Source organism: Shewanella sp. MBTL60-007 (genome assembly GCF_019654915.1).
In the GTDB taxonomy this organism is placed as follows: Bacteria; Pseudomonadota; Gammaproteobacteria; order Enterobacterales; family Shewanellaceae; genus Shewanella.
Map to the genome: position 1 here is coordinate 40,429 of NZ_BPET01000009.1, position 15,369 is coordinate 55,797.

Below are 15,369 nucleotides of genomic sequence, written 5' to 3' on the forward strand. Positions count from 1 at the left end.
AGGATGACAACTTCGTCTGGGGCGGCAGGGTGATCCAAGAGGGGGTTGCTGTTGACCCCCTTTTGGCCGAGTGTGAGCTGGAAGCTCACGACCTTTATCAAACGAAGTTTGATTGCCCTACGCTGGATAGATAATTGCGATATCTACTAACACCATCAAAACCAAACAAAAAAGGCTATGGGAACACTCCCATAGCCTTTTGCTTTGGTGTCTACACTAAACCTCAACAACTAAGCTAAACTGGTCTTCGCTCACTTGCAACTTGGCTGGCTACTCGGTAGAGCTTAGGTTTATTGTTATAGCCAATGGAACGGTTATAAGTGAGTACCGTTGACAGGTGCTTATGTACTTCACTGCTAGGATCATTGGCATTACCAAAAATAAGTGCATCGGCTGGACATACCGTAACACAGGCTGGCTGTAATCCCTCTGCAACACGGCTTTTCATGCAGAAATCGCAGTTATCAGTGGCTTTAACTTGTTTGTTATAGAAACACCCTCCCAACGGACAGGCCGCAACACACATTAAGCAACCTTTGCAGCGGTCATGATTAAATGACACAACACCATCAGTTGTTTGGCTGATGGCCCCATAAGGGCAAGCCCTGATACAGGCAGGTCTGTCACACTGTTCACAAGATACTCGCAGATAACGATAGTGCAGTTCACCATCGATAAAATAGGGGCCTTTTACATCAATTGAGGCTCTGTTTTGATAGTCGGCCAACTCGTTAGATGTATTACAAGCGGCGGTACAGGCATGACAGCCTATACAGCGATTTTCATCATGAATGAGTACATATTTTTCGTTCATTAGGTGTTCCCTACTCTACAACAACACCTGCCGTTGCCTTTGTTGAAGTAAAGTAGCTCCTTGTTAGTTAAACTAGTTACACATCACACAGGTCTGATAGTGACGCCCGTGGTATGAATATTACTGCCTGTAATGGCTGCGGTAGCATGGGGTAACAAGGCGCCACAATGCACTCCTTTACCGAAAGCCCGTGTGAGTTCTTGGTTCTTACTGCCAAATCCCATATGTGCGAAAACGGTATCTTTGCGGATCCCAGGCGTTACCTTAGCAGTGCCTTGCTCCTCTCCCACTAGGCTAGTTATGAAGATTGCTTCACCATCATTTATCCCAAGTTCGGCAGCTGTGTCTGGATGGATCCAGACTGGGTTATCCGGCTGCAAATCGTAAAGCAGCGGAATATTTTGAGTAGCAGCATTGGTGTGCAATGCAGACTTTCCCTGAATGAAGTACAGCTCACCTCGCTGCTTTAACACCACGGGACGGTAGCGAATCACACTGCGACCTGGGGCAATTTTCTCGATACTAGGAGAGCTCAATTCAATCTTGCCACTGGGAGTCATGAATTGAAGCTGATGACCGTAGTCGCCACGCTCTGAGACAGGCAATGCATTCGGGTAATTCTGGCAAAACTTCGCAACCATCTCAGGTTCTCGCATCAACAACGGCACACCAAAAGAGAGGAAGCCATCACCTTTTAATTGCGACAATAATTCGGGATTTGTTTTAACCTGGCGCTGTTGATAATCAGAAATATCTCGCCAAGGGAAATAGTGCCCCAGCGACATTGCGTCAGCCATCTCTTTAAATATTTGCCAACTTGGTCGTGTGTCACCTATGGTATCAGTTACTCGCTGACGCAAGGCATAGGCAGGATTCTTGGCGGAGTAATCACTGATGTCTTCGTCACGCTCAAGATAAGTGGACTCAGGCAGAACAACATCAGCATAGGCCGCACTCTCGCTGATATATACGTCACAGGCAACAACAAAATCCATCGCCTCAAATGCTTTTTGAACTTGGCTTCTATCTGTAACGGTTTGCATTGGGTTGGAACGTGACATCACCCATGCCTTTATCGCGTAGGGGTGTTGCAGCAAGGCTGCTGGGATAATGGAGTGATAAAGCCCTCCCGCTTTGGCAGCATACTTAAATTGAGGATCGGCTAAATCGATACGCGGCAAGACTGGGGTTGGTAAACCTTCTACTTTTATTTTTTCCAGTGAAGGGGCTACCACTTTGCCGGCGAGTTTGTTGTACAGCTTAGAGTTCTTAGCAAAGTACACTCCTCCTTTACGTTCAATGTTACCCAGCAGCACGTTTATGGCATAAATACCGCGCCGGAGATCAAACTCTTCAGGTGTAAAGGTACAGCGATGGCCATGGTCGGCTATTGCAGCAGGGGCGGCTGCGGCGAGTTCTCGAGCGATACGACGAATGTCGCCTGCTGAAATCCCGCACACCTCACTTGCCCATTCAGGGCTGTATTGTGCCATCGAAGCCGAAAAATCCTCAAATCCACTCACATATTGCTGAACAAAAGATTTATCGTACAACTGCTCTTCTATTAATACATGACTTAGAGCAAGTACAACGGCAATGTCTGTGCCGGGTTTAATGGCATGCCACTCATCCGCTTTGTCTGCCATCACCGATAACCTGGGCTCAAACACCACAACCTTAACAGTCCCTTTCTCCTGTGCCGCCAACAGGGCGCGAGTCATTGACATATTGACCCCTTCGTACAGGTTATGACCGAAGTTGAGTATGTATTTGCTGTTTTCTAAATCGAGTTTAAGCTCATTGCCGAACATCACCCTAGCTGCAACAGCATAGGAGATTGGGCATGTTGAGCCATGTGAAAAAATATTTGGGGTGCCAATGGCTTTACCAAAGTGAAAGGCATGATTTGATAATGAGCCAGATTTACTCGAGACTGCGATTGCTTCTGGCCCGTATTGGTCACGCACTTGGTTTAGGTTATCCGCAATAAGTTGATATGCTTCTTCCCACTCAATTTCCTGCCACTGGCCCGAGCCTCGAGGTCCGGTTCGCTTAATCGGTTTTACCAACCGGTGAGGATCATATAGGAGCTTGCTACCTGATGTGCCTCTTGCGCATACCTTACCGCCAAAGCTCTTGGCATTCAGGTTCCCCCGAATGAACAACTTGTCCAGTCTGCTTTCAACGGTAATGGGACACCGAGTTGAACACATTTCGCAGATACTGTTTATTTCTTTAATAAATGGCGTCGCTGGTGTTAATATTTTACTTTGCGCCCCTAACGTTCCGGGGGCATAAACTGTTATAGCGCAAAAGGCGCTACCTTTTGCCAAAAAATCGCGGCGAGACAACATGTTCTTACCTCTCTTTCCACACTTGTAAACATCAGATTTAAAAGAAATTATTTTTTATACGAAGAGAAGCCGGCTGTACGCATACTACGCCTGCGCCAATCAAACAAAGCATGATTAAGATCAATAAATCAGATGTATTTAGATGTGAATCACATGTGACGAGTTGTGATTTAGATCCGATCACAACTAAAATTTGTGATCGAAAAGGTATGTAGCAAATAAGTTGATCGCTACAGAGGTGGAATCATTGCTCCCTGACTTCGCAAGATAATCATTATCTCACTTAGTCGTTTTGATATAACGCACTGGCAAGTGCTTACAGCACTGAGTTGTAGATGAGGCCTAATATTTAACGTCGCTTTTCAGGGGAGTTAACCCCTGTGGACTCATCGATATAAACGAGCAGATTTAAGATAAAGCTTAACAAAATTAAGACATTTTCTTTGAGTTATATTATTGTCGTGACTCGGAAAATTTAGAAGGTGAAATCACCTATCTTTTAGACATATATCACGTAAAAAATATTATTTTCTGGTAAATGGTCACAATTCCCCCGCCAACCTAGGGTTAACGCGACAAAGTCACGTCATCGCCGTCACCAAAGTTTGACCTTATTAGTATTACCAAGGTTCTGCACTGCAATAAAAAAGGCTATGGTTTCCCATAGCCTTCTCTTTTAGCCTGTTATAACAGCCTAAACCTCAATGATTACTTGCCAGCAATCACAGACTTGATGCTATTAAGCATCGAACGGTCTGTTCGGGCTTTCTTCAACTTACGAACACTCTCTTTAAGCGAAGCGTCAGACAAACGGGTGAAGATACCGTTGTACTCTTTCTCGGCGATCTCATCATCGGTATCCGCCATCTCTGCGATGTCTTGTGCTACGCGGCTGAGTTGGAACCAAGCATTAGCGATGTAGAAGCCGTGGAAGTCCTCTTTAGGCAGTAGGCTCTTAGCACTGGCTGGCAGTGCGTCCCAACCTGAGCTGAACTTAAGATCTGTGTCTTCGATTAGCTCATTGCAAAGGTTTGCATAGGCTTCAAACAAATCCTTAGGAATGTCGTTCATCGGCATAACGGTGTTGCATACGTTCAGTGCCACTTGCTCGGCGCGCTCTTTGTAAGCTTGGGTTACTTCTGTCATCTGTTTCTCTCTAAAATTACTGTCAATCTTGTTACTGATTCGATTTTATTAACGTTAACGGTTAACTCGCGCGTTAGAATTTGCCGCTAACATAGAGGCCATAATTGCCATTGCCTGCGATCGGCGTAACGGTGATGCCTTTATAGGGATCGGTAAAGTATAGCCCAGATAGAATACCGATTGCTGCGCCAGCGAGTACGTCTTCAACATGGTGCTTGTCGCTTTCAACCCGGGTGTAACCCACGTAAGCGGCACCAATATAAGCAGGGATAGCCCACTCCCAACCGTATCTTTGCTGCACAAAAGTCGCTGCAGCAAAGCTGTCGGCGGTATGGCCTGATGGAAACGAATCATCACCTGAACCATCGGGTCTGTCTTTATCAACCGTGTACTTAAGCCCTTCGACCACAAGACGCGACACCACGCCGGTTTTAGCTAGCTGCCATGCACCTTCGTAACCATCTTCATAGATAAGGCTTCCACCCAGAGCAGCTGCAGGCAGTAAAAGGTGCAACACATCGCCAGATTCTTCCAAGTTCGATGTCGCATAAGTTGGCCAAGTTGTCAGCAAAAGCAAACAGGCAAAAAACTTTTTCATTCCAGTGACCTTTATCATGAGCCCTTTAAAGGGCGTTGTTATACAGACACCTCGAAACAAATGCAAAGACTTGTCTAGACTAACTTTTACGGCATATCTCGTGCGGGTAAAAAATAGCGTAAAAAAAATAGTTTATAGTGTATGCTTGTGCATGAATTTTAATGACTTTAAGACAAAGCTAACGCTAAATGCCCAAGCCGTTTTTGTTAATAAAAATCATTCTATTGCTAGGCTTACCTTCGGTAAGCGCCTTAGGCTACGCAGAACAAAGTTATAATGATAAGGCCGATGCAATTTTTAAACTGCTTGATAGCGGCACCATTGAGAAAAACGCAACCACCCAAGCCTACTTAGATGAACTCAACTCACTCATTTCCGCTACAGATATTCAAAGACAGTTGCGATTAACTCGAGCTCGTTGCTGGGCGTTTAATGTGTTCGAAGAAGGGCAAGTGAGTAAGGGATTGGCATTTGCGCAGCAGGCATTGAACAATCCAAATTTAGCCAATTCCCCTAATGACAAGTTAGATCTCGAGCTTTGCCAAGCTTGGCTGACCGAACAAGACGGCGATGTGGATTTAGCGCTCGCAGGTTATAACGCAGCGATTACTCAAGCCTATGCATTAGAGGACTTGCGCTTAGTCGCCGATGCGAGAGGCATGCGCGGCTACCTACACTCCTATCAAGGCAACTTCACTCAAGGGCTAGAGGACTTACTCACCTCTCACGCACTATATCAGAGCCTTGACTTATCGGCTTGGGCTCGTACCAGCCTGTATGAGATCGCCACCATTTATCGTCGCCTTGGCGATCAAAAAAGTGCGATTCGTTATTTTAAGAAGCTGGAAAAAAGTTATCTTAAGAGCAACAACTTAGATGGTGCTAACGCAATAACTGTTGCCATCGCCATTGCCGAAGAGGAGCTGGGGAATTTAGACCGCGCCAAACTCCTATTCGAGCAAGGTTATCACCATTGGAAAAACAATAACCGAGAATTAGAGCAAGCGACGGTGGCAGTCAATATCGCTGGCACCTTAATCAAACTTGGCGAGTTTAAGCAAGCCAGTCAATATCTTGATGAGGCAGAGCCTTTTATCCTGCCAACAGATGAAGCCTTCTATAGCTTTATGCATCTGTTTCGAGCACAGATCTATCTCGGCTATGGCCTACTGCCGCAAACTCATAAGAGCATCGCCTATGCACGCAGCGCCTTTAGTCGTGTGAAAAACTTAAGGGGATTGGCTCAGCTGCAACTGGTTGAGAGCCAAGCCTTTCTTCAAGAAGGTCGATGGAAACAAGCTTACTATGCGTTGAGTGAATATGTGAAACTGCGTAACGAGTTAGATGCCAAGCAGCTCTCGAGTTACACCACCGAGATGCGTACTCGCTTCAATGCCAATCAGATCGAAGAGGAAAACCGTCACCTGATTGAAAACCAGCAGCTTAAAGAATTAGAGCTGGCGATGCTTGAGCAAAACAAGCTACAGCAATGGATCATTATTATACTTGGCAGCTTTTTGATGCTTATCATTTCGGTATTTGCCTATAAGCAGATCCAAAAAAACCGCTTACTGTCGGCCTTAGCCCTCACCGATGATCTCACCCAACTGCCCAACCGCCGTTACATCTATGCCAAGGCTCAGAGTCGTTTCGAAGAGGCTCAAAGAACGCAGCAGCCTCTGTCGGTCATACTGTTCGATGCCGACTACTTTAAACTGATTAATGACAAACATGGTCACGAAGTTGGCGATCAGGCTCTTGTGCTATTAGCACAGACTTGCCGCAATTTACTTAGCCACAAGCATCAAGCAGCGAGGGTAGGCGGTGAAGAGTTTTTAATTCTGCTAGCCGATTCAGATATGGCGCAGGCCTATGAGATTGCACAGGCCTTGGTAAAAAGGGTAAGCGAGAGTAACTTTAGCGCTTTCCCACAGGGTTTTACTATGACCATCAGCGCCGGCGTTGCCAGCATGAGAGCTGAAGACAGTAAACTATCGCAACTGCTCAAAAGAGCCGATGACGCCCTCTACCAAGCTAAGAGCCAAGGACGCAATCAGGCCAAGGGAAGTTAAACCTTAAGGTTAGAGACATACCTATTTACTACCAATTGCTGGTATCATTAAATCTTACCTTAAACCTTTATAAGATCTATGTCTGACACTCCTTCACAACTCGCTGCAATCGATAGCTTAACGCCAACTCAACTTGGTGAATTAGCCCTCAACATTAAAACTTGGGGTCAGGAGCTCGGCTTCGCGCAAATAGGCATTTGCGATACAGACTTAAGTGCAGAAGAACCTAAGCTGCAGCAGTGGTTAGAGATGGGGTATCACGGTGAGATGGGCTACATGGCCAACCATGGCATGATGCGAGCTCGTCCCCATGAGCTGCATCCTGGCACTGTACGGGTCATCACAGCACGGATGAATTATCTGCCACCAGAGGCTGGGTTTGCCTGTAATCTAAAAGATCCCTATCTTGGCTACATCTCCCGTTACGCAGGCGGCCGTGATTATCATAAAATGATCCGTAATCGTCTTAAGAAACTGGGTGATAGAATCGAAGCAGAGTTAAAACAGCTTGGCATCGATAAACCTAACTCACGTCCCTTTGTCGACTCGGCACCAATTTTAGAGCGTCCCTTAGCCGATAAGGCGGGTCTGGGCTGGACTGGCAAACACAGCTTATTGCTCAACCAAGACGCTGGCAGTTGGTTCTTCTTAGGCGAGCTGTTAATTGATCTGCCACTGCCCGTAGATATTCCTGTTGCCGAAGGTTGTAACACCTGCGTGGCCTGCATTAAGTCGTGCCCAACCAATGCTATCGTCGAGCCTTATGTGGTTGACGGCAGTCGCTGCATCTCCTATTTAACCATTGAGCTGCAGGGCGCTATCCCTGTGGAGTTTAGACAGGCTATCGGCAATCGGATCTACGGTTGTGATGATTGCCAACTGGTTTGCCCGGTTAATGCTAAGGCACCTCTGACCGAAGAAAGCGACTTCCATACTCGTCCGTCACTCAAGCAACCGCAGTTACTCGAACTATTTAACTGGAGTGAAGCCGAGTTCTTAAAGCTCACCGAGGGTAGCCCTATTCGCCGGATCGGCCATAGTCGCTGGTTAAGGAATATCGCCGTGGCATTAGGCAATGCGCCCTATAATGAAGCGATCATCGAAGCGCTTGAAGCACGTAAGTCATCAAGTGAAGTGGATGAGATGGTAAGCGAACATATCGACTGGGCTCTTAGTCAGCAACATCAGAAACGGACTCCGCAAAATGGTCATACTCTTGACCAAAGCCTCAGCCGCAAGACTCAAAGAATTATTCGCAGCGTAGAAAAAGGCCTACCGCGGGACGCGTAGGCCTAATCATTACAATCTGTATAACCCATTATTAGTAATCGTTATGCATGTTGATCTAGGGTGAAGCCTACCTTCACTGTTACCTGCCAGTGAGCGATTAAGCCCTCCTCTAAGTGCCCTCGAGTTTCCACCACTTGAAACCACCTAAGGTGCTTCAAAGACTCATTGGCCGTTGCGATTGCATTTTTAATGGCTTCATCTGAGCTGATTGGAGACGATCCCGTTAGTTCAATAATCTTATAGGTGTGGCTCATAGTGACTCCAATTGTGTTTAAGGGTGATCTTAATCAGTATAGAACAACATCTGGATTAGTCGGATGCTATGACAGAGTAAACTGTTAATCTAATAGACTGGCTGTTTGCGCCTCGCTTATCGAGTGCTAATCACCAAGACGATAAGCTGAAGTCAGCTTGAAAACTCGGCTGACTCAGTGACTCATTTAGCGGCCCATTTAGTTAGTCACTTGGAAACTACCCACACCAAAATCAAAGGTCTTCGCCAAGCGATTCCAAGCATTAATTTGAATCACCACCAGTGTCAGCTCACTTATCTCTTTAGCCGAGAAATAATCCTTCAGCGCTTTTGTCGCCTCAACTAAACGGTTCTCTTCATGGGTCAGCCCTGCATGAGGTAGATCCGTCAGCGCTTCGGCCCAATTAAGGACAACTCGCTCTTTATCTGTGTAATAAGGCGCTTCACGCCAGATAGATAAGGAGGTCATTCTCTGGGCGGTTTCGCCTGCTGCCAGTGCTTCTTTAAAGTGCATATCGATACAATATGCACAGCCGTTGATTAGTGATACTCGGTAACGAATAAGCTCGAGTAGAGTGAGGTCAATACCACAACTGTTGACATGATTTTCGGTCTTTAGCATACAGCCCATCACGCCGCTAGCGATATCGCTACTGCCTAGGGCTGCGGTAATTGAAAGCTTTTGATTAGTTGCCTGAGTCATCTTATGTACCTTCTGGATAAAGTAAGTTAGTGGAACAACACCTATTATCCATAGCCACAAAAAAGCTGGAATCCCCATCAAAACTGCTTTACCTTTGCATAAAATGCAAAGATAGATTTGAGACTCACCATGCTAAATGCGATGCGGATCTTCATCAAAGTTGTTGAGCTAGGTAGCTTCTCCAAAGCCGCTAACGTACTCAATATGGCACCATCGAGCGTTGCACGAAATATCGATGCTCTAGAGCAGGACTTCAATGCCCTGCTGTTAAAGCGTAGCACCCGACAACTGCTACTCACCGAAGCCGGGGAGCAATTCTTAGAGGGCGCACGTAAGCTGGTTGATGATGAAGAGAGATTAAAGATATCGCTCTCAGAGCAAGATAAGCAGCCCGAAGGTACATTAAGGATTTCTGTATTCGAAGGTTTTGGTCGAGTCAAAATCTGCCCGATCCTGCCTAGGTTTCTAACCCAATATCCTAAGGTGAAGATTGAGATAGATCTCGACAATCGACTGGTTGACCTTCACTCGGAAAACGTCGATATCGCAATTCGTATTGGTAAGCCCGCCGACTCTAGCTTACATGGCAGAATGTTGATGGCAAACCAGACTTCGCTCTGTGCTAGCGCCAACTATTTAAAACAGTTTGGTACGCCCAAAAAACCTGAAGATCTACAGCGACACAACTGCCTGCTACTGGATCGCGACCGACAACGTACCTACTGGCATTTTCGTAAAGAAAAACAATACAAAAAAGTTCCAGTATCCGGCAACTTAACCTCAAGAGGCGGAACACCAATATTAGAAGCCGCCATACATCATGGCGGCATAGTGCAACTGTCGAGCTGGATGATGGATGATTTAATCCAAAAGGGGAATTTAGTCCGCTGCTTACCCGAATGGACGCCGTCACTATCTGAACACTCGAGCGGCGATATCTATGCCCTTTACCGTGGAGGAAAACATATGCGCCCTGCCGTCCGTGCGTTTATCGACTATCTGGTCTTATCTCTCTAACTTTATGACCAGCATCCATGTCAACAAGCATGGCCAATCGCCACTAAGAGGCCCATAACATACGCCACCAGATCCCCGGCAAACTGGTAAAGCCTGTGGTATAGGACACCACCTTTCCCTCTTTGATGATCATCAAGGTTGGTGTGACATGTACCGACCAGTCGCGTGCGCTGCGATTATCGGCATCATTAATCACCGAAAAGTGATAACCATATTCCTGCATATATTCGCCAATTTCAGTATTAGAACCCGATGCTATCGCAACGCTCACCACCGGAAATGATGCCGAAATCGACTCAACTGACGGACTCACCGAGCGACAAACTGGGCACCATGTGCCCCAGAAATAAACCAAAACAGGCTCATTAGCACTCAAGGTGGAGACATCAATTTTCTCGCCACCGAGAGCCACACCACTAATGGCAGGAAAATTGTCGACCTCTAAGTTTCGGCTGCGCCACTTGTCCATCACCCAAGCGACGCTGCTCACCAAGACAAGCAAAATCAATAACTGCTTGAGCCAATAGCCAAGACGTTGTTTAAATGTGGGCTGTTTTTCTGTCATCGCTGCCTTCATTACGCGAATCATATCGCGAACCTAAGATGAATATGTCATACCTATAAACAGAGTAAGACCGGAGAAATGACAAAATAGTTCATCACTCGCAGCAGAGCTTATCACTCATAGCAAGCCGCCCCTAACCTAGCGTGCGCCTTAACTGCTTTGTCGCCTCAACTAAGTTAACTAGCGCAGGCTCAACTTCATCCCATGTGCGGGTTTTAAGGCCACAGTCTGGATTCACCCATAGTTGCTTAACAGGGAGCTTGGTCGCGGCCTTTTGCATCAAGTCTAGGATCTCCTCCACCGTTGGCGTATTAGGTGAATGAATATCATACACCCCAGGCCCTATCTCGTTAGGGTAATTAAAGTCTTCAAATGCATTAAGCAGCTCCATCCTAGATCGCGAGGTCTCTATGGTGATCACATCGGCGTCCATCGCGGCAATCGCCGATATGGTCTCATTAAACTCGCTGTAGCACATATGAGTGTGGATCTGCGTTTCGTTGGTGGCCCCAGCAGCGCTGAGCTTAAACCCATTAACCGCCCAGCTAAGATAATGCTGCCAATCGCTCTTTTTTAGCGGCAAGCCTTCTCGAAAGGCTGGCTCGTCGATTTGAATGATCCCAATACCTGCATCTTGCAGTTCCACGACCTCATCACGAATGGCGAGCGCGATTTGAGTAGCTATCTGCTCACGGCTAATATCTTCGCGGGCAAATGACCAATGCAGGATCGTCACAGGCCCTGTGAGCATGCCTTTAACTGGTTTCTCGGTAAGGCTCTGCGCAAACTTAGCCCACTTGACCGTCATGGCAGTTGGTCGTGATACATCACCATAAATTAGCGGCGGTTTAACGCAGCGAGAGCCATAACTCTGTACCCAACCAAATTGAGTAAACCCAACCCCTTCTAACTGCTCACCAAAGTATTCCACCATATCGTTGCGCTCAGCTTCACCATGAACCAAAACATCGATCCCCAACTTTAATTGACGTTCAATAGTGTCTTGTGTCACCAGACGCAACTGCTGCTCATACTGCTCAAGGCTCATTTCCCCTCTGCGCCAGCGACTGCGCAAACCACGAATGGCAGGAGTTTGGGGAAAACTGCCTATGGTAGTGGTTGGCAGCAAGGGCAGACGATACTTGTTTCGTTGAGCAGCTTGTCTGACAGCAAAAGTATCATCGCGTTGATAATCTTGCTCTGTTAGTGCATCGACACGAGCGATCACCTGTTGATTCGCCGCATTAGCACGAGCATCACGCCTTGCTTGGCACTCGAGAACAATGGCATTGGCCTCGGCTGAATTAGGCTCTGTGAGTAACAGTTTGAGCTTAGTGAGTTCAACCAGCTTTTGTTTGGCAAAAGAAAGTTGCTGCTTAATCTCTGGTGCAAGGTTCGTTTCTATCTCTAAGTCCACTGGGCTATGCAGTAAAGAACAAGATGGTGACAACCATAAGCGCTGCTTAAGATCCCCCGCGACACTCGATAATGCCTCGGCGAGCTCGTCAAGCTCTGCAGCCCATACATTACGGCCGTTTATCACGCCCGCCGATAATACTTGCTCTTCACCTAAACTGGGGAGAAAGGTTTGCAACTGCTCCGGGGCCGTCACTAAGTCTAAATGCAGGCCTGCAACGGGTAAGTTGGCCACGAGATGATGATGGTGAGCTATGCTTCCGTAATAACTGGCTAGCAATATCCTTATGTTACTGTGTTCAAGCTCACGATAGGCTTGGCTAATCGCCGCTTGCCAATCTTCCTCTAGCTCCAATGCCAAAACGGGTTCATCGAGCTGCACCCACTCGACCCCTTGGCTAACAAAACGCTGCAACAGTTTTTGATACGCCTTAATCAGTCTTGGCAGTAAGCTTAACTTATCAAATTCACTCTCAACCGTTTTAGACAGATACAGAAAAGAGACTGGCCCTAAGAGCACCGGCTTTGGCTGATAGCCTAAACTCTGGGCTTCACTCACTTCATCAAACAGCTGCTGATAACCTATGTCGAAACGCTGGTCTTCGGTGAGCTCCGGAACGATATAGTGGTAATTTGTATTGAAAAATTTGGTCATCTCGGCGGCTGGTGCATCTTGGCCACTCGGTGCTCGGCCACGGCCGATACGGAATAGAGTATCAAGATCCGTTGGCGTCTCTCCACGGTGACGCTTAGGGATCACATCTAGGGTTGCGCTCAAGGTCAGCACCTGATCATAGAAAGCAAAGTCGCCAACAGGCAGTAACGCCACCCCAGCATTGGCCTGCCAGCGCCAGTGTGTTTGACGTAACTCTCTTGATATATCAATAAGCTGAGCCTGAGTAATCTCACCACGCCAATACTTCTCTAGGGCAAACTTTAGCTCTCGTTGACGACCTATTCGTGGAAAACCTAAATTATTTAATTGCATATTGTATACCTTTTGATGTTAAGATGAGTAAAATTCAGAGTTGGCGCCCTTCTGAATGACATATAACGAAACATAACAATGGGCGTCTGGACGTCTAGAAGTTTATTGTGATAGCCTTAGTATTCGCAATCGAAACGAATTCAAGCGCTACATGAGCGAATTTCATGTGAGGATAATATGATAGAGCTTAGACATTTACGTACGTTAGTTGCCCTAAAGGAAAGCGGCAGCCTCGCTGGGGCTGCAAAAAAACGCTTCGTCACTCAGTCGGCACTGTCGCATCAGATCAAGGAATTAGAGACCCGTATTAACTCAGCTATTTTTGTGCGTAAGAGCAAACCGCTCTCTTTCACACAAGAAGGCACAAGACTACTCAACCTTGCTGAAGATATTCTGCCAAAAGTGATCGAAACCGAATTTGATCTGAAAAGAGGCTTAGAGGATGGTGACAACCACCTAGGCGTAGGCATCGAATGTCACAGCTGTTTTCGTTGGTTAATGCCAGTGATGGAAGAGTTTAGGCAGCAATACCCTCAAGCCGATCTAGATCTCTCTAGCCGCCACCTTTTCGATTCTATCAATGCCCTTGAGCAAGGTGAACTCGATGTGGTGCTAACGTCCGATCCCGTACCGGGTCAATCGATTGCCTACCAGCACCTATTCGATTTTGAAGTGAGATTAGTGATCGCCAGTGATCACCCTTTAGCGCAGCAGGAATACGTTACCCCTAAGCAGCTGGAAAACTTATCTATTTTAAGCTATCCAGTATCGCTTGAGCGCTTAGATCTCTATCGTCACTTCTTAGAGCCTGCGGGCATACAAGCAGGGCCGCAAGTAAAGTGCGATCTGACCATGATGTTACTACAACGAATCGCCTGTAAAGATGGTATAGCCGCGCTACCAAGCTGGTCGATTAGCGAAGCCCATGGCTTAAGTCTAACTAGTGTAAAACTCGGGCCTGAAGGACTCAAACGCCCACTGTTTGGTGCCTATCGTCGTAATGGTGCTAATGCACGTCTAGCTCAGCACTGGCTGGAGTTGGTAGCAAAGGAAGGTTTAGCAAAGCAGAGGCTGAACTGACCTAAATGAAACAACAAAGCCTGCAGATTTGCAGGCTTTTTATATGACATTCCTGTCCCTTTCTTGGATAGGTTAAATTTATGCAGCTCTAAGCAGCAAATTCTTCTTAGCCAACACGCCTCTTAGTACCAGACCGGGAGAATTAATGTCATGGGATTGGCGTAAGTTATGGGCCACCATAAACTCATCGCGTAGCTCTTCATCTAACCCTAGAGACTCGAACGCTTCAACGGTGAGCGTCAGCTGCTTATCTTCAATCACAGACTTGAGCACGCTTAACGGATAAGGCTCTTTAAGCTCAGCGTTGAGATAAGCAAATGCCGTAAGGGCGATAATCTCACCAAATACACTAAACAGCGCTAAGGTCTGCACCTCATCTGGGTTAACCTGTACATTGTTCAATTGATGAAGTTCATCGACAGCATCGACAGCAATCGACTCGGTTAATGTCCAATATCCCTGAACCAGCTTCTTATAAGGCTGCTCCAACTCATCTAGGCGCTCTTTCAAGTAAAAAGTAAACGCATAACGGTAGATATTGACCTGCCCTAATCGCACTAGAGCATCTTTTAATGAACGATTTTTTGTCGACTGAGGCGTCGCGTGATCTGCGCTGCTGCTACGCCATAACAGGTGAGCAGATAAGGCGGGGTCTGACGAGACGATGTCGATAACATTGCGAATGTCGCCGTCTGCGATGATAGCCTTCTTCAAAGGGATAAGGATCCCTCTACGACCAATTACCTGCTCTTCATTGCTGATAATGGCACGTACTTGAGTAAATACCTGCTGCTCAAGATCTGTCATGGGAAACGTTAAACCTTATTCTTCTAATAATGATCCGCAAACTACTTAACGCTCCTTACAGGGGACGACAAAAGTAGCTTGGTTTTATCTGAACCAACTCTGTATAAATTAACCCATAATTTGAGGCTAAAGGTCAAGCCATATACGCCATTACCTTATCAAGTTTCTAATGTTTTCGGCGTATTAATTTAACTAAGTCAAACAAAACTGTGATTAAGCCTACAAACTAACCATAGAAATAGCCCTTTACCTCACGCGCTATCAGT

13 protein-coding genes are annotated in these 15,369 nt (G+C 46.5%); 4 read left to right on the plus strand and 9 right to left on the minus strand.

The genetic code is table 11. The features are described from left to right. Positions 1 to 235 precede the first annotated feature (235 nt). The 4 genes from K5Q92_RS04690 to K5Q92_RS04705 form a co-directional block, all read right to left on the minus strand. Positions 236 to 814, minus strand: a complete 579-nt coding sequence (locus tag K5Q92_RS04690; protein ID WP_220767895.1) for a 4Fe-4S dicluster domain-containing protein — start codon at positions 812 to 814, stop codon at positions 236 to 238. 83 nt (positions 815 to 897) lie between these two features. Continuing rightward, positions 898 to 3,168: a thiosulfate reductase PhsA gene (gene phsA / locus K5Q92_RS04695; RefSeq protein WP_220767896.1), complete on the minus strand. Its 2,271-nt coding sequence runs from the start codon at positions 3,166 to 3,168 to the stop codon at positions 898 to 900. Positions 3,169 to 3,876: 708 nt separating this feature from the next. Then, positions 3,877 to 4,314 carry a DUF3069 domain-containing protein gene (locus K5Q92_RS04700; RefSeq protein ID WP_220767897.1) on the minus strand — a complete coding sequence of 146 codons (438 nt, stop codon included), beginning with the start codon at positions 4,312 to 4,314 and terminating at the stop codon, positions 3,877 to 3,879. A gap of 73 nt (positions 4,315 to 4,387) precedes the next feature. Beyond that, complete coding sequence (locus K5Q92_RS04705) at positions 4,388 to 4,912, minus strand: phosphatase PAP2 family protein (protein WP_220767898.1); 525 nt, start codon at positions 4,910 to 4,912, stop codon at positions 4,388 to 4,390. A 188-nt stretch (positions 4,913 to 5,100) separates the two neighbouring features. Here K5Q92_RS04705 and K5Q92_RS04710 point away from each other — a divergent pair, with 188 nt between their 5' ends. Further along, a complete protein-coding gene (locus K5Q92_RS04710) occupies positions 5,101 to 6,984 on the plus strand; it encodes a tetratricopeptide repeat-containing diguanylate cyclase (protein ID WP_220767899.1) in 1,884 nt (627 codons plus the stop codon). 78 nt (positions 6,985 to 7,062) lie between these two features. Further along, positions 7,063 to 8,274, plus strand: coding sequence for a tRNA epoxyqueuosine(34) reductase QueG (queG, locus tag K5Q92_RS04715; RefSeq protein ID WP_220767900.1), 1,212 nt, complete (start codon positions 7,063 to 7,065; stop codon positions 8,272 to 8,274). A 41-nt stretch (positions 8,275 to 8,315) separates the two neighbouring features. On the opposite strand, the gene K5Q92_RS04720 is transcribed toward queG, so the two are convergent. Next, positions 8,316 to 8,528, minus strand: coding sequence for a dodecin (locus tag K5Q92_RS04720; protein WP_220767901.1), 213 nt, complete (start codon positions 8,526 to 8,528; stop codon positions 8,316 to 8,318). Between the two features lie 198 nt (positions 8,529 to 8,726). Next, entirely contained in the window at positions 8,727 to 9,230 is a 504-nt protein-coding gene (locus K5Q92_RS04725) for a carboxymuconolactone decarboxylase family protein (RefSeq protein WP_220767902.1), read from the minus strand. Positions 9,231 to 9,359: 129 nt separating this feature from the next. Here K5Q92_RS04725 and K5Q92_RS04730 point away from each other — a divergent pair, with 129 nt between their 5' ends. Beyond that, complete coding sequence (locus K5Q92_RS04730; protein ID WP_220767944.1) at positions 9,360 to 10,247, plus strand: LysR family transcriptional regulator; 888 nt, start codon at positions 9,360 to 9,362, stop codon at positions 10,245 to 10,247. A 43-nt stretch (positions 10,248 to 10,290) separates the two neighbouring features. Here the strand turns inward: K5Q92_RS04730 and K5Q92_RS04735 are convergent, their stop codons facing one another. Together K5Q92_RS04735 and metE are read right to left on the minus strand one after the other, a co-directional pair. After that, complete coding sequence (locus K5Q92_RS04735) at positions 10,291 to 10,836, minus strand: protein disulfide oxidoreductase (protein ID WP_259649495.1); 546 nt, start codon at positions 10,834 to 10,836, stop codon at positions 10,291 to 10,293. A 109-nt stretch (positions 10,837 to 10,945) separates the two neighbouring features. After that, complete coding sequence (metE, locus tag K5Q92_RS04740; RefSeq protein ID WP_220767903.1) at positions 10,946 to 13,216, minus strand: 5-methyltetrahydropteroyltriglutamate--homocysteine S-methyltransferase; 2,271 nt, start codon at positions 13,214 to 13,216, stop codon at positions 10,946 to 10,948. Positions 13,217 to 13,393: 177 nt separating this feature from the next. On the opposite strand from metE, the gene K5Q92_RS04745 reads away from it, so the two are divergent. Beyond that, positions 13,394 to 14,296: a LysR family transcriptional regulator gene (locus K5Q92_RS04745; RefSeq protein ID WP_220767904.1), complete on the plus strand. Its 903-nt coding sequence runs from the start codon at positions 13,394 to 13,396 to the stop codon at positions 14,294 to 14,296. Positions 14,297 to 14,374: 78 nt separating this feature from the next. Here K5Q92_RS04745 and K5Q92_RS04750 read toward each other — a convergent pair whose 3' ends face one another. After that, complete coding sequence (locus tag K5Q92_RS04750) at positions 14,375 to 15,103, minus strand: HDOD domain-containing protein (RefSeq protein ID WP_220767905.1); 729 nt, start codon at positions 15,101 to 15,103, stop codon at positions 14,375 to 14,377. Positions 15,104 to 15,369 lie beyond the last annotated feature (266 nt).